The sequence below is a fragment of the Neobacillus drentensis genome (genome assembly GCF_036966985.1).
Lineage (GTDB): Bacteria > Bacillota > Bacilli > Bacillales > Cytobacillaceae > Neobacillus > Neobacillus drentensis_E.
This window is the reverse complement of sequence record NZ_JBALSN010000225.1, coordinates 6,341-21,499: the sequence shown is the minus strand read 5'-3', so window position 1 is coordinate 21,499 and position 15,159 is coordinate 6,341. Positions and strand designations below refer to the sequence as shown.

The window sequence follows — 15,159 nt, the reverse complement described above, 5'->3', positions numbered from 1 at the left end:
AGAGATGCATATCTATTCCTTAAAATTAGAAGTGGAGGGGAAAAATTTGAATCTAGGCGGTTTTAAAAACAAAGAAGTCTTGGTCGATTTAACAAATGGGGTAATAAATTATCGGACCATCAATGAAGAAGATGCAAAAAAATACATAGGCGGCCGCGGCCTTGGAGTTAAGTATGTGTTAGATAACGGCCCTGAAGTCGAGCCATTATCTGCGGAAAACATCCTATGTATCATGACAGGTCCTGTCACAGGATCACGTTCTTCCATGAGCGGACGCCTTTGTGTTGTCACAAAATCACCTTTAACTGGTACAGTTACAGATTCTCACATTGGTGGATGGACAGCAGCACGTCTAAAGTGGGCTGGAGTGGATAATATTATTTTTTCAGGAAAAAGCGACAAGCCCGTATACCTATTTATTGAAGATGGCAAAGCAGAGCTTCGCGATGCATCTAACTTATGGGGAACTAGCACTAGAGCTTTTATCCAAGCAATGAAAGATGAACATGGAGAATCAGATCTAAGTGTAATGACTATTGGTCAAGCGGGTGAAAACACTGTACGCTTTGCCTCATTTATTAATGAGCATGACCGGGCAGCTGGCCGCGGTGGTACTGCTGCAGTTGCAGGCTTTAAAAAGTTAAAAGCGATTGTTATTAAAGCTCCTCAAAAAGGCAATATGCCGCAGCCAAAATTGGATACTGATTACAAAGATGCCAATAAAAAAGCCGTCAAAGCAATCCTTGATGGGGGCTTAACTGCACCTAATAAAGGTGGTTTATCCGTCTATGGAACAAATGTATTAACTAACTTAATCAACGAGGTGGGAGCGCTTCCAACTAAGAATTCCCAACTAACACACTGGGATGAAGCAGAGAAACATAGCGGTGAATATTATAACACGAATTTACGTGTAGCCAATAATACCTGCCATGCCTGCCCAGTTGGCTGTAAAATCGAAGTAGAAGTAAAAGATGGCAAATACAAAACTCGTGTAGAAAGTATTGAATTTGAATCTGCCTGGTCACTTGGTTCGAACTGTTTACTAAGTGATGCGGAAGCGATTTCATATATGATCGACCGTTGTAATGAATATGGTCTAGATACAATTGAACTGGGTCACTGCTTCTCTGTTACAATGGAAGCTTATGAGAAAGGAATCATTTCAGAGGAATTAGTCTGGGGTGATGCCGATTCCATGATTGAATTAACCAAGAAGATTGCACACCGTGAAGGCTTCGGAGGGATTCTTGCTGAAGGACCAGCACGTGCAGCAGCAGCATGGGGAACACCTGAACTGTCCATGTCTGTTAAAGGTCAGTCTATCCCTGCATATGACCCACGTGGAATTCAAGGTATTGGACTTGGTTATGCAACAAGTAACCGCGGTGCCTGCCATCTGCGCGGATACACAGTTGCCAGCGAAATAGCCGGTATCCCTGAACCAACTGACCGCTTAAAGCCAGAAGGCAAAGGCGAATTATTAAAGGTATTCCAAGACATGCTAGCATTCTCCGATTCTATGAATATTTGTAAGTTCTCCTCCTTCTCAGAAAACGCAGAACATTATGCTGAGCAATATAGTGCAATGACAGGAAATCAGCTTACTGCTGAGGATGTGATGAAGGCTGGGGAGAGAATCTATAATCTTGAACGTTATTACAATAACCTAGCTGGATTTAATAAACGCGAGGACGACTTCCTGCCAAAACGGTTTACGGAAGAACCAGCATCTGGAAACAGTGCAGGTCATGTTAGCCGAATGGATATCATGCTTGAGGAATATTACCAAGTTCGCGGCTGGAAAGACGGCCTCGTCACAGATGAGAAACTTCGTGAATTGGGTATTATCGATCCTGAAGTAAAGCAAACAGTCTAAGTAAAATATCAAAAAAGCTTCTGCCCATAAAGGNNAGGTTACCCGCCTATTCTCGTTGTTTTATAGCGGTAATTTTTGATTAATTCATCAAGAGTTTGAGCTTGATTTGCACAAAAACGAACTTTGACTGTATTAACTTTAAAACTTGAAGTAAATGAAATTTCCTTTTCAGAAAGTATATATCCGCTCCAGTTTTCCGCTTCATAAATGTAAGGGAACTTGTCAGTCACTAGTTTGGCACCTAATTCTTCAAAATACATACCTAGATGTTCAATCCCTATCCCACGAAATTCTAAATCTCGTATTTCCATATTACCCACCAGCTACTGGCGGAAATAGAGCAAATTGATCCTTCTCATCTACTTTCGTTTCTAGGTCATCGAGATGGATAATATTTCTCCCATTTACATAGACATGAACAAATGGAAGCAGTTCCTTTTCTGCTGTAAAGATTTCATCTCTTAAAGGCGGAAACATCTCAATCATTTTATCCAGTACATCTATTACTCTTTCACCATCAGGCTGAACGTCAACCGTTACCCCACCACAAATTTGCCGGAGATTAGCAAACACTTTTACGAGCATATGGATCCCTCTCCTCTCTACTAATTTCAATATTAAAACCAAACTAAGCAGTTGTCACGTTGTTTATCATTTTTGCGAATATAAAAGACTGCCGAATTGTTCGACAGCCTTTACAAGAAACATTAAAATTATGGGTTTAAAAATGACATTGGCAATCTTCCACCTAGATATAAAACGAGAACCCATGCAACGACAAACTGAATCCAAAATACAGAAGTTCTTCTGTTATTAGCCACACGGCTAAGAATCATTTCGAATAATCCGATTACCCAAAGTCCGACAACCGCTTTTAAAACATACCAAACATCAATTTTATAAACCGAAAATAGAAGCCCTACACCTGTTGCAATAATAAGCAAATATAATACTCGTAAAATCATTTTAACAATTTTTGCACCTTTTTCTTTTCCACCCTTATGTAAAAAAAGTGCCACAACAAATAGAATCAAAGCTAAAAGCCATGCCGTAATATGACCGTGAATCATATAGTTCCTCCTTATGTATGAAATTTCATTAATTCGAACCTTATCATACCATAAACAGTTAATAAACACGAAAAAAAGTAAGTCAAATATAGTAACAAACAGAAGAATGCTATAAATAAATTTTCAGGTATAGCTTTATTCTTGAATAGTATTCTTCAGTGTCCCAATTTTTTCAATTGTGATTTCCATTTGATCACCAGGTACTAAAAATTTAGGCGGCTTAAAGCCCTTACCTACTCCTGCTGGTGTCCCAGTCGCAATAATATCTCCTGGTTCTAGTGTCATTCCAGCTGATAGAACGGAGATCACCTCCTCAATTGGAAAAATAAAATTCTTAGTATTCGAGCACTGTCTTACTTCACCGTTTACCTTCGTTTCTATATTTAAGTTATTGGGATTGTCAATGGAACTTTTATGAACAATCCAAGGTCCCATCGGACAGGTTGTGTCTAGGCTTTTGCCGATGAAAAATTGCTTGTGCCTCGATTGCAAATCCCGTGCGGTTACATCATTAATAATGGTATAGCCAAAAATGTAATCCAATGCCTCATCTTTTTTAATTGCCCGACCCTTTTTACCGATGATGGCGGCAAGCTCACCTTCATAATCGAGTTGAGTTGTTACATTTTTGTGATTTAGGACCAATTCATTAGGCCCAATAACTGTTGTTGGTGCTTTTGTAAAGACCATGATATGCTCGGGGATATCCGCTTCACTACCCATTTCGATCGCATGTTCTGCGTAATTTTTCCCTACGCAAAAAATATTCTTACTCGGTCTTGGAATAGGAGCAAGCAAGGTTACCTGTTCAATTGGGACGTAAAAAGATAGAGCTTGTCCGCTATTACTAACCCAATCAAGCATCTCTTGTACTCTCTCAATAAATGTATCTCCTAAGGCGATACATTTAAGCATGGAGGAAGGAAAACTTTTTTTGCCTGTCCTTGCTTCTTCAGCTAGGTTTAACAGAAGAACTGTGGCTTCTGTATGGTCAAGCAATCCAATGAACGATTCATCGTTATATTCTACTGTTACAAATTTCATTCTTTTTCACCTCACTATTAGTGTCTCACAGTTATTATATTAAAAGAAACAAATCCCTTGAACAAATTTAGTGAACAAAAAAAGCCGAACCCTAATCAAAGGAAATTCAGCCCCTACTATACAAAATTAATGCCTTTTATTACCCTACTTTATTTAAACAATGACGCGGGAATATGAATCCCTGATGCCTCTAGGCGATCATAAAATTTGGGGCGGACACCAGTAGATATAAGTTGTCCAATAATTCTCCCCTCAGAATTAAGTCCTTTTTGTTTAAAGGAAAAGATGTCTTGCAGAACGATATTTTCTCCTTCCATTCCTTGAACTTCAGTAATATTGATAATTTTCCTTGTTCCATCCATTAAACGAGTTTGCTGTATAATTACATCGATTGCACCGGCAATTTGCTCTCGTATGGCTTTAATCGAATTATTCACTCCTGCTAAAAGGACCATTGTTTCCAAGCGACTAATCATATCCCTTGGACTATATGAGTGCCCTGCAGCAAGTGAACCATCATGGCCAGAATTCATTGCCTGAAGCATATCAAGCGCTTCTCCACCACGGACTTCTCCGATAATAACGCGGTCAGGTCTCATACGCAACGATCTCTTGAAAAGATCCCGAATCGAAATGGCTCTTTTACCTTTTATTTCGGAGGGTCGAAGCTCTAGTGATATTACATTCTCCTGTCCCAACTGAATTTCTGCTGCATCTTCAACCGTTACGATTTTTTCTTCATCTGGAATAAAATTGGAAAGGGCATTCAGAGTGGTTGTTTTACCAGATCCCGGGCCACCACTAACAAACATATTCAACCGGGCTTTCACGCATGCATCTAGAAAAAATGCCATTTCCTCGGTCAATGTCCCAAAGTTGATTAAATCTTCAATTTGGTAGGGATACTTTGAAAATTTCCTGATCGTAATGGCTGGTCCATTTAATGCAAGGGGAGGAATGATGGCATTAACACGTAAGCCATCAGGCAGCCTAGCATCTACCATTGGCGAACTTTCATCGATTCTCCATCCAAGTGGGGCAAGAATTCTGTCGATCATAGTCATAACATGTTCATTGTCACGGAATTGTACTGATGTTAATACCAATTTCCCTTTTCGTTCACAGTACACCTGGTTAGGTCCATTTACCATAACTTCTGAAACATCTTCATCTAAAATAAGTGGATTTATGGGTCCAAAACAGGTTAAGTAGTCGATTAGTTTTCACCTCCGTAAAATAGAAATAGCCCCGCCTTTACCAAAGGGGGGATAAAATTCATAGATTATCCATAGATACGTAGAACACCTATGCACACATAGAATAATCATTATGAAACACCCTAATCTTTCGGTAACTGGCTGGCTTAGTGCACATGCACCTTAGCCCCTTTAGCTTTGCGTCACTGATTTTCATCAGTTTTGCCTTTATCGAGAAACAGTGTTTATTTCCGACTGATCTCTTAATCCCATAATAGTCCCTTTCCTAATTATCGAAAATCCTACTAACCTATCATTTCTCGTCGAAAAAAGTAGGTATTTTTAACTATTTTCCACTTATTTTCTTACAAAATAAATAACTACTGAGTTCAATTTATTTAGGCGAATCAATCACATTACCTTTGCCTATACATAGGATGTAGAAGATACTATGAAAAAAAGGGTGTTGAAAATGCCAGCAATTGTTGGAGTTGCACAGGTCATTACACTTGGCAGTAGTTCTGTTTTCCATATTGGAGATGTATATAAAATCATGCCATTTTCTACCGCAAAAACATTTTCTGGTGCTGGTTCCTTTNNGCTTCAAAATAATGTAAGTTCCACCAATACAACTGATTCAGATGTTTACGATCAAGGGATTGCACTTAATGCTTAATGAATGGGTGATTTTAAATGAACTTTTATATCCAGCAGTCCATTCAGATTAATTTCATTAAAATTGGCGGGATTACCAATTCCTCAGTCTTACAAATAGGCAGTGCTGGGATTATTAAACCTACGGCTCATTTATATAATACTGGCGGATTTACTGGACCTGCACCACAAACGATCAAATCTTCAGGCTCTTTAATAGGGACACCAGCAGTCCCCCTACAAGCCTCGGTAAGAAAACAGGATAAATAAGCCACCTATCTTATGAAAATCGATACGTTTATTGGAGAAATAATTGTGAGGTGATTACATGTATCAGGATTATTCCCAATATCTTCAATGGCTGCAGATGTGTATTCAAGCTCAGGAGCAGAGAATTCGATCTTTAGAGAACACTCTTCAAAAAATGCAAACAGAAATCAAACAATTATATGAAAAACAGGCCATCCATGTAGACAAAATTGAATATAAATTTGATCAACTAAAGGTAGAGACACTTGAAGGAACGTTAAACATTGGTCTAAATCCATCCGAATTAGCAGGAATTGAAGACTTTGCAGTTCAAAATCAATCCTTATCCACCCCAATCTCACCAAAAAATCAAATGCAAAGATCAATGAAAATTGAGGAAGCCATTTATAGATATTTAGAATCGGATTTACCTCCGATCGTGGAAGCTACTCAGAGAGAATTGAACGTTCTACCAAATGATGAGTATTTAGCATTCATAAAACAAGATATCATTAAACAGCTTCCGAGTAGGATCGAACATCATTTAAACACCAAATCCTCAGACAATCGCACGATTGAAGATGCCCCTTCAGATGATTTAATTATTGAAGCATTAAAGAAGGAAATCCAAAATGGGGTAATGGTTTTTTTTAGTAATTTACCTGATAATCTGAAAGGGATGCATACAGAATGAACTTTGTAGTTTATAACCGCGAACTCTTTGTCCAAAACATAAAAATCACTGGGGTGTCAAGTTCCTCGTTAGTAATGGTAGGCGATACAGAGACAATCCAATTAGCCTCTACTTTTGATACCCCTGCGGAATCATTAATTATAAGTCCTTTTGTTCCGCTATCATTGGAGTGAACAACATGCTGCAGAGAACCTCTTGTGTAGACACGATTAATATTAAAATCGTCTCTTTTTCCTCTACGGTACAGTTAGGGGATTCCTGTATTATAAATAGTCTTTCTAGAGCACTCGCGGTCCAAAGGGAGGTCGAAGTGTTTTATGGAAATGAAGGGAATTTATCCTCTTACCCAGTCTATTCCGAGCCTATTCCTTTTCTACCTATTAATGAATCTTTCACATACTCCCGTCAAAATCCAAACCCTTTAATTAAGGTTGGCCGAATTGATATTACGGGGATATCTTCAGCTTCACTCTTGCACGTTGGGAGCAGCCAACATGTTTCCATGGAAGCTAGAATTAAACATATTCGACACTTAAGTCCAAGTCCTAGAAATGAAGATAACGAAGGAGAACAAGGACAACAATAAATGCATAAGTTACTCATAAAGATATAACTAAGTTTACTAAAAAGGATGTTTGGTATGCCAGCGATTATCGGTCCCGTCCAAATCGTTAACGTAGGTGGCGGTATTGTGCAATTTGGCGATACGGTGTATATCTCTCCAAAGAGTGCCTCTAAGGCAAATGCAGGCTCAGGTGCATTTAATACCGGTGGATTCATCGTGACGAATTCGGGATTAAGTGGTACAAATGTACTTGATACGAAAGTAATCGATCAGCCAATTGTGGGTAATAATTAAAAAAATGACATAAACCACAAGATGGTCTATGTCATTTTTTATTGAATTAATCCTTCTCAACCTTCAAAATATAAGCCCCATCAAAGAAAAACAAATACCTCTCATGGACCTTTCTTTTCCAGATTTGTTCAATTGCACTGGTATATAAGTTAATTTGCATCTTGTAGCGGTTTTCAAGAATTATCTTTGCTTGGTCAAACCCGCCTTTATAGCGATCAGTTATCCGATCTGACTTATAATCCACCAAAACCAGCCCATCTTCATCCTCAAAGATGCAGTCAATAATCCCTTGCACAAACACAGTTTCATCTTCCTCGTTCCAATTAGGATACACATCTCGAGCATGCATCGAAAGTGTAAATGGAACTTCTCTGTTGATTGTTTTAGCATTAAAGTATCTTCGCCCCAAATTGGAATCAAAAAATTGAATAATCAAATTTTTATCGATTACTGCAGCTTGTTCGGGGGTTAATAATTCATTATTAACCATCCATGTTAATTGTTCTTGAAGTGATTCTTGATTCACTGTTTTTGTTAAATCGACATGCTGCATGACCATATGCATAGCAGAGCCTCGTTCGGCTGGGCTTAATTGCTTTTCCTGCATAAATTTAGGACGTTTTACGATTGATTTTTTAAAGTGGTTTACAAGGTCGGTCCCACTTTGTTCATCTGCCATTTCCCTTTGGCGCTTTATTTCAGAAACGGATTGTTTCGAACGATGGCTTGCAGCATTAGAAAAATGATATTCCCAATCTAAGCGGGACCTAATTTCTTCAGCAAATGGTGACGTAGTCTCGACAAGTGCACCTTTTTGTACACGTTCAAGAAGATGATTTTCTTCTATATCTTCTTTTGTTTCTATCTGCTTCACCTCTTCAGCACTTAGCAAAGAAATTTTCCATACGGAAGGATGATTTGTGATTTCTTCAGGTATAAGTGGATTTATCGTTTCATTACTTCTTAATTCTTTACTATTTTGATGGCGAACAAGGGCCGGACCAATCCAATCAATATAGCTTGAAGCAGCTGCCCGTTCGTAATCTTTTAAAAGCCATTCTGTATTGGCTGCAACATCATTCCATTGGTCAATTTTTTTGAGAGCGTCTTTTAGTGTTGCGGTTAAATAAAGTTTTTCCTTAGCCCTTGTCATAGCTACATATAAGACACGCATTTCTTCGGCAAGCATTTCCATTTTCTTTTTTCGCTTAAAAGCAATTTGTGGTAAGGAAGGATACGAAATTCTTTTTTCTGCATTTACATACTTAGAAGCAAATCCATATTCTTTATCAAGCATATATGGTTTACGTATATCAGCCATATTAAAGGTTCGGGCCATTCCTGCCATGAATACAACTGGAAATTCAAGCCCTTTGCTGCTATGAATAGTCATAATTCGGACAACGTCCTCTTGCTCCCCAAGGGCCCTAGCTGCCCCGAGGTCATCTCCCCTTTCCATCATTCGTTCAATAAACCGTAGGAACCGGAACAGACCACGGAAAGAAGTGTGTTCATATTGCCGTGCTCGATCATATAATGCACGCAGGTTTGCTTGACGTTGCTTTCCTCCTGGTAATCCACCGACAAAATCATAAAACTGAGTATCGCGGTACAGCTGCCAAATTAATTCCGAAAGTGACCCCTGCCTTGCCATAGAACGCCATCCTGTCAAAAAGTCATAAAAGCGTCGCAGTTTTTCGTAGCATGCAGCCGTATTTTCAGCTTGTTTACTTTTGCAAAAAGCGGTAACTGCCTCCCAAAATGAACCTCGCTTTTGTTGAATGCGAATGATTGATAGCTCCTCCTCGTTCAATCCAACGATGGGGGACCGCAATACAGAGGCAAGAGGGATATCTTGGAATGGATTATCAATAACACGCAGAAGTGAAATCATAATGGCCACTTCTGTTGCGTTAAAGTACCCCGTTGAGAGGCTGGCGTATACGGGAATCCCTTGCTGCTTAAATTCTTCAATTATCTGCGGCGCCCATGTCATCGAACGGAGCAGAATAACTGTATCCCGATACATGAGCGGCCGAGTAGATTTTGTTTTTGGATTATATACTGGTGCTCCAGCAGCTACTAATTCCTTAATTTTTGAAGCAATAACCCTTGCTTCAAGTTGAGATTGTTCCAGACCAACTGCATCAAATTCTTCTAGTTCCGCCTCTGTCCCTGCTTCACCTTCAGATGTCACAGTTGATGATTCTTTTTCTTCAACGTTTTGATTAATCAGCAGAAGTTCAACTGGAAAGGGCTGATCTTCTGGATAGGGTGCACCAGCACGTAACTCTGCCGCCTCGTCATATTCGATTTCGCCCACCTTAACACCCATAATTTGTTTAAATAAATAATTGGTAGCATCGAGTACTTCACTTCTGCTTCGGAAATTTCGTGCTAAATCAATACGTAATCCCGTTGACTCTCCGTCGACTTTAAAGCGGGTATACTTGCCTAAGAAAAGGTTTGGCTCAGCCAATCGAAAGCGGTAAATGGACTGTTTCACATCTCCGACCATAAACATATTTCCATTGTGCTCTTCATTCTTCGCCACAAGTTTCAAGATGGTTTCCTGCACCATATTTGTGTCTTGATATTCATCACAATAGACTTCTTTAAAATGCCTTTGGTATGCAAGGGCCGCTTCAGATGGAAGAAATTCACCCTCAGTTGAGATTTCTTTAGTCAAAATTCCAAGGCAGTAATGTTCTAAATCTGCATAATCGACAAGTCCTTTTTCTCTTTTCACCTTTGCAAACCGTTGTGAAAATTCCTTCACAAGATGAACTAATGTTTCTATTAACGGCCGCATCTCTTCTATATCACGTAAAAAGCTTTCAGGTTTTCGAGAGAATAATTCTGCTTTTATATCTTGAATTTTTTTCTTTGCTTTATCGCGAAGTTTTTGAGCCTTATCGGTTAGTTCTTTATCAAAATGATCACCTTTCACTTGTTTTGCCCGTGAAAATGACCAAGTCATTAATGCTTGATAAAGTGTTTCCCAAGATTCCTTTTTGGCAAGTAGAAGAGTATCAATTACCATTAAATCATCTAAAAAATTTTCGGCTCTAGGTGCTGGTCCTCCTGGCAGTTTCGTAACTTCCAGCCCCCGGTTTATCATTTCTCTAGCTGCTTCTAATTGTAGTTCAATATCAAAAAGCAGGTCCTGTATAAAGGGAAGGTCCTCTATATTTTGAATCGATGAGACATCATACATATTTATTATTGACCGTAAATATTGATCTGGCTCTGGATTTGAGCTAGCAAAATCGTAAATAGAGCGAACAATATCCATTAAGGCAGCATCGCTGCGGTCATTAGTGAATGAATCCACAAGGTTAAAAAAGGCTTCATTATCTTTTTGGCCATATTCTTCTTCAAATAACTCGTCCATCACTTCATCTCGGATTAATTGCGCCTCTGTTTCATCAGCAATTCGAAACCCAGGGTCTACATCGATTAAGTAATAATATTTTCGGATGACTTCCATACAAAAGGAGTGAAGAGTTGAAATAGATGCTTTATTTAATAAACTGAGCTGCTTTCTTAAATGGCGTGAACTTGGGTCCGCATCAATAGCTTTTTCTAGCGCCTCCCCTATTCGATGCCGCATCTCAGCTGCCGATGCATTCGTAAAGGTCACCACTAACAATTCATCTACATCAATTGGTTCTTCCTTTGAAAGAATTTTTTGAATGATTCTTTCCACAAGAACAGCCGTCTTTCCCGAACCCGCCGCTGCTGCGACGAGTATGTCTCTATCTTTTGCCATTATTGCCTTCCATTGGTCATCAGTCCATGTTACATCTTCTGGCTTAGGCGGAATAGCAACCTTACTCATGATTCTTGAACCTCCTTCCTAATCAACTCTAGTACATCTTCTTTCGAGTGCGGTGTGAGAACACGGAATTGATTAGTCTCAATGGCCTCGTCAAATTGACAAACAGATTTATAAGAACAAAATGTACAAGGTGTTTTATCCTTTAATTTATATGGTGCTATATCAATCTGACCATCAATAATAGCGTTACCTGTTTTTAGATATAATTTACGGACATAAGTTTTCAGGTCATCAAACTCTGATAGACTGGCAACTTTTGACTTTTTAGATAAATTCCCATCTTTTTTTATGCCAGCTGCAATAATTTGTGAATCACCGGATTCGAGTGTTTTGTCCATAAGCTGAATCACGTTTGGATCACTTACCATTAATCCATTCATTTTAAACTTTTTCATCATTTCCTTTTCAATTTCATCGATCGATAGCATTTTGGTAGTATTGATAAAAGGATTATGAACGTGGAAATAGAGAACACCTGCAGGACTGGCTTTCATCTCTACCAATTCATTTGAATGTGTCATGACAATATCAAGATATGTTAACATTTGCAGCGCAAGGCCATAATACACTTCGCTAAAATTGACATCCTTTTCACTTGACTTGTAATCAATCACTCGTAAAAAGACGCTTTCATCTGCCGCCTTTGCCTGATCGACTCGATCAATTCTACCAGCTAACTCCATTCTTTTACCATTCTTCAGTGAGAATGATAATGGAGGCAGTTTTCCATTTGGTCCAAATCCTAATTCCAAACCAATCGGTGAAAAACCACTCACTTTAGCATGCTCACTTAAAACAACAGAAGCACGAGTAATAATTTGTTCCAATTTCCGTTTAATATAATGATGTCGCTCTGAGCTTAATAATATTTCGTTTTGCAGTTTAGGGGCTAATGTCATGACAGCTTCTTTCGAAAGCTCTTCACATTGTTTCCTTGTAAGCTCAGCCCAAGAAAGGTTTTGTTCATTAACAATATCTGCAATCTGTTTTAGGGCAGCATGAAACAACTCTCCGATATCAGGAGCCTCTAACCGATATACTTGACGATCCCGGAGCTTTAAACCATGCCCGGCAAAATGTGAAAAAGCACAGGAGTTATATAGTTCCATTCTGGAAACACTAGCTTGAATCGCCTCTCCATATAATTCATCTGCTGTCTCTTTAGAAAGTTTTACGGCTGGGTTCGTATAAAACAGGCTTGAAAACACTTTTTGGGCTTTGTCCTTCCCTGAACTCTCAAGATAGTAGTTATAAACATCCCACCAAAGATCAGAAATAGGGTATCCTCGTTTTTTCCATTGCAATTGGGAATTGAGGTAAGACAATGTAGTTGTAAAATTTGAAATAAAACTTAGTTGACTCCGTTCCGAAACTTGTGATGGATCTGAAACGTAGAAAAGCTCATTTGCCTCTGGAAACATATCTTTTAGTCTCTTAATATACGAAGAAGGAATTAGCGCTTTTCCTTCATCATTCGCAAGTGGATAACACACAAAAAGGGCTTCAGATGGTGCAGTAAAAGCTTTATAGGCTAGATAGTTTTCATCGAGCAAGCGTGTCCTGCTGCTTGGTGCGATAGTGACCCCAGCTGCCAAAAGCATTTCTCTATCTTCATCCGAGAGGATCCCTTCATCCGATATTTTTGCAGGCAATATTCCTTCAGTGACACCCACCACAAAGACAATTTTTATTTCATTCAGCCTTGATTTTTCTAAATCCCCAACCAAAACCTGGTCAAGTGCAGGTGGAATAAGTGAAAAATGTAAGGATTCAAAACCTGACTCTAACACCGCCGTGAATGCCTTTAATGGGACTGGCTCATCCCCGAGTATTTCAACATATTGATCGAGAAGATCGATGACAGCATTCCAGACTTGTTCGTGCTCACGCATTTTTACCAGATTACCCTTTTCCTCAGCATCTGCCTTCCACTTTTCAAGCTTGGCTGGGACATCCAATTCTTCTAGCAGTAAATAGATGGCTTCGCAGAGTTTTCGTCCTGAATCGGCTTTTTTCAATCTTCTTGATAGACGTAATAACGGCGCTGTAATCATCAGTTTTAATTCATTTAACTCTTGTTCCATCTCTTTTTCTGCATCGGTTTGCGAGTTAACCTCTAATTCCAGCCCTCTAATGCGTCGATAGCTCCAACGATCTTTTTTCGTCCATTTACTTCCGTTTATTCCGTGTGCTAGACAATAATTTTCTAGTTTGTCCATTCTCTCGCGCATTTTAGTGGTATTTTCCTGAAGGGGGAATAATAATTCTGTCTTTATCACTCTAAATACCGGTTCATAGCGCCAGTAAGAATTTATCACCTCAAGACTGGATCGGATTAATTCAATTAAAGGATGGTTAAGCATCGTCCTTTTTTGGTCAATAAAATAGGGAATTTGATAATCGTTGAAAACTGGTTCAACAATCTCATGGTAGTCCCCCCCATTTCTGATTAACAATGCGATATCCCGGTACCTGAAACCCTTTGTTCTGACAAAATCACGAATCTCTCTGGCAATCCCTTCAATCTCGGCTCTACGATTTACTGCTTGGCAAATATTAATTTGGGACTTATTCAAATACGGTACTACTGGCCGCGTATCAAATTTTTCTTCCAGATGACGCAATGATGGCTCAGTCCATTTTTTTTGCTCTTTTAAAATGACTGACGATTCCATCTTGATCCCATTTGCTTTAGCTATGTCATAAATGGAAAAGCATGTTCCACCAGCCAAACGGAACAAATCAAGTTCATCAGGAGACGACCCAAAAGATAAGTGATCGGTCGTTAGTGCAATTGAAACAGTTTGGCAATGTTTCATTAATTCCACCAATACCCGATATTCCTGTGGTGAAAAACTATCAAAACCATCAATATATATTTCTGCATCTTTTAAATAGGTTGAATGGGACACTTTCTCCGCTAGGAGTGTAAAGTAATCCTCTGAATCGATATATTTACCAAAAATTTCATCCTCAAACTTTTTATAAATAATTTCTAAATCTTTGATTTTATCATTTAATGCATTGGCCGCTGTTGCATCACCATTAGATTGGAATGCGCTCTGAATTAACTCCTCTGGTCTTATACAATATCGTTTAAATTCAGTGATCATTTGCTCAAGCTGTTTGATAAATCCAGTCTTATCGGCAGCACGCTGAAAAAGTCCTAGCTGTTCCTTTTGCTCTTCAATAATTTTGCGAATGAGCATGCTCATCCCTACACTGCTTAAATGGATTCGGCTAATCCCGCCTGTTTCTTGCAAGATCCGCCACGCTAGTCGTGAAAAACTATATACTTGAGCGCGGATCATTCCGCCGATTGCCGGGTCTGTTGCCAAGCGATATTCAGATAAAAAAGTCATCTGTTCAGGAACAATGTAAATGATCGGTGTACCTTCTGGCTTTTCCAAAAGCCGCTCCTTTATTTCTTCTATGAACATAGCTGTTTTGCCGCTTCCTGAACGCCCGATTACCATTCTTAATGACATGTAAAAACCTCGCTTTCCACAACCACTCTTAAACTTTATATCTCCCATTCTATCACAAAATAAGCACAAACGTTTGGAATACCCATGTACAGATTCAAGCCATAATTGGTAAATTATACGGTTTCATAACAGGAAGTTGATTTCCGCTCCAGGTGCGAGCGGTTCGCGGGCGTGCCGGGGAGCCT

14 protein-coding genes and 1 riboswitch are annotated in these 15,159 nt (G+C 39.1%); of the genes, 7 read left to right on the top strand and 7 right to left on the bottom strand.

Going from position 1 to position 15,159, the window contains the following annotated elements:
* Positions 1-46: 46 nt before the first annotated feature.
* Complete coding sequence (locus V7659_RS15405; RefSeq protein WP_335453331.1) at positions 47-1,879, top strand: aldehyde ferredoxin oxidoreductase family protein; 1,833 nt, start codon at positions 47-49, stop codon at positions 1,877-1,879.
* A gap of 38 nt (positions 1,880-1,917) precedes the next feature.
* On the opposite strand, the gene V7659_RS15400 is transcribed toward V7659_RS15405, so the two are convergent.
* The 5 genes from V7659_RS15400 to V7659_RS15380 all read right to left on the bottom strand — a co-directional run bounded on the left by V7659_RS15400 (position 1,918) and on the right by V7659_RS15380 (position 5,183).
* Positions 1,918-2,190 (bottom strand): hypothetical protein, encoded by a 273-nt coding sequence (locus V7659_RS15400; RefSeq protein WP_335453329.1) that lies wholly within the window; start codon positions 2,188-2,190, stop codon positions 1,918-1,920.
* A gap of 1 nt (position 2,191) precedes the next feature.
* A complete protein-coding gene (locus V7659_RS15395) occupies positions 2,192-2,464 on the bottom strand; it encodes a ubiquitin-like small modifier protein 1 (RefSeq protein WP_335453327.1) in 273 nt (90 codons plus the stop codon).
* 128 nt (positions 2,465-2,592) lie between these two features.
* Positions 2,593-2,949: a YisL family protein gene (locus tag V7659_RS15390; RefSeq protein WP_144553569.1), complete on the bottom strand. Its 357-nt coding sequence runs from the start codon at positions 2,947-2,949 to the stop codon at positions 2,593-2,595.
* A gap of 135 nt (positions 2,950-3,084) precedes the next feature.
* Positions 3,085-3,993: a fumarylacetoacetate hydrolase family protein gene (locus V7659_RS15385; RefSeq protein WP_335540737.1), complete on the bottom strand. Its 909-nt coding sequence runs from the start codon at positions 3,991-3,993 to the stop codon at positions 3,085-3,087.
* 149 nt (positions 3,994-4,142) lie between these two features.
* Entirely contained in the window at positions 4,143-5,183 is a 1,041-nt protein-coding gene (locus V7659_RS15380) for a CpaF family protein (RefSeq protein ID WP_438825504.1), read from the bottom strand.
* Between the two features lie 156 nt (positions 5,184-5,339).
* Positions 5,340-5,426: riboswitch (cyclic di-GMP riboswitch) on the bottom strand.
* 235 nt (positions 5,427-5,661) lie between these two features.
* Here V7659_RS15380 and V7659_RS15375 point away from each other — a divergent pair.
* From V7659_RS15375 to V7659_RS15350, 6 genes are read left to right on the top strand one after another with little or no spacing between them, the layout of a single operon-like run.
* Entirely contained in the window at positions 5,662-5,865 is a 204-nt protein-coding gene (locus V7659_RS15375; RefSeq protein ID WP_335540736.1) for a spore germination protein, read from the top strand.
* Between the two features lie 17 nt (positions 5,866-5,882).
* Complete coding sequence (locus V7659_RS15370; protein WP_335453322.1) at positions 5,883-6,113, top strand: spore germination protein GerPB; 231 nt, start codon at positions 5,883-5,885, stop codon at positions 6,111-6,113.
* A gap of 58 nt (positions 6,114-6,171) precedes the next feature.
* The gene (gerPC, locus tag V7659_RS15365) at positions 6,172-6,786 is read left to right on the top strand and encodes a spore germination protein GerPC (RefSeq protein ID WP_335453320.1); all 615 of its coding nucleotides are present in this window, start codon (positions 6,172-6,174) and stop codon (positions 6,784-6,786) included.
* The gene (locus tag V7659_RS15360) at positions 6,783-6,959 is read left to right on the top strand and encodes a spore gernimation protein GerPD (RefSeq protein WP_335453318.1); all 177 of its coding nucleotides are present in this window, start codon (positions 6,783-6,785) and stop codon (positions 6,957-6,959) included. Before gerPC ends, V7659_RS15360 begins: the two co-directional genes overlap by 4 nt.
* 5 nt (positions 6,960-6,964) lie before the next feature.
* The gene (locus tag V7659_RS15355) at positions 6,965-7,372 is read left to right on the top strand and encodes a spore germination protein GerPE (RefSeq protein ID WP_335453316.1); all 408 of its coding nucleotides are present in this window, start codon (positions 6,965-6,967) and stop codon (positions 7,370-7,372) included.
* 54 nt (positions 7,373-7,426) lie between these two features.
* Positions 7,427-7,645, top strand: coding sequence for a spore germination protein (locus V7659_RS15350; protein ID WP_335453314.1), 219 nt, complete (start codon positions 7,427-7,429; stop codon positions 7,643-7,645).
* A gap of 46 nt (positions 7,646-7,691) precedes the next feature.
* Here V7659_RS15350 and addA read toward each other — a convergent pair whose 3' ends face one another.
* Entirely contained in the window at positions 7,692-11,486 is a 3,795-nt protein-coding gene (addA, locus tag V7659_RS15345; protein WP_335453311.1) for a helicase-exonuclease AddAB subunit AddA, read from the bottom strand.
* The gene (gene addB, locus V7659_RS15340) at positions 11,483-14,974 is read right to left on the bottom strand and encodes a helicase-exonuclease AddAB subunit AddB (RefSeq protein WP_335540735.1); all 3,492 of its coding nucleotides are present in this window, start codon (positions 14,972-14,974) and stop codon (positions 11,483-11,485) included. The genes addA and addB overlap by 4 nt, the downstream gene beginning before the upstream one ends.
* Positions 14,975-15,159: the final 185 nt, after the last annotated feature.

What these genes read in the sequence shown, in the direction of transcription:
- V7659_RS15400 (WP_335453329.1), bottom strand. Translation starts at nt 2,190, where the DNA reads ATGGAAATACGAGATTTAGAATTTCGTGGGATAGGGATTGAACATCTA.
- V7659_RS15395 (WP_335453327.1), bottom strand. Translation starts at nt 2,464, where the DNA reads ATGCTCGTAAAAGTGTTTGCTAATCTCCGGCAAATTTGTGGTGGGGTA.
- V7659_RS15390 (WP_144553569.1), bottom strand. Translation starts at nt 2,949, where the DNA reads ATGATTCACGGTCATATTACGGCATGGCTTTTAGCTTTGATTCTATTT.
- V7659_RS15385 (WP_335540737.1), bottom strand. Translation starts at nt 3,993, where the DNA reads ATGAAATTTGTAACAGTAGAATATAACGATGAATCGTTCATTGGATTG.
- V7659_RS15370 (WP_335453322.1), top strand. Translation starts at nt 5,883, where the DNA reads ATGAACTTTTATATCCAGCAGTCCATTCAGATTAATTTCATTAAAATT.
- gerPC (WP_335453320.1), top strand. Translation starts at nt 6,172, where the DNA reads ATGTATCAGGATTATTCCCAATATCTTCAATGGCTGCAGATGTGTATT.
- V7659_RS15360 (WP_335453318.1), top strand. Translation starts at nt 6,783, where the DNA reads ATGAACTTTGTAGTTTATAACCGCGAACTCTTTGTCCAAAACATAAAA.
- V7659_RS15355 (WP_335453316.1), top strand. Translation starts at nt 6,965, where the DNA reads ATGCTGCAGAGAACCTCTTGTGTAGACACGATTAATATTAAAATCGTC.
- V7659_RS15350 (WP_335453314.1), top strand. Translation starts at nt 7,427, where the DNA reads ATGCCAGCGATTATCGGTCCCGTCCAAATCGTTAACGTAGGTGGCGGT.
- addA (WP_335453311.1), bottom strand. Translation starts at nt 11,486, where the DNA reads ATGAGTAAGGTTGCTATTCCGCCTAAGCCAGAAGATGTAACATGGACT.
- addB (WP_335540735.1), bottom strand. Translation starts at nt 14,974, where the DNA reads ATGTCATTAAGAATGGTAATCGGGCGTTCAGGAAGCGGCAAAACAGCT.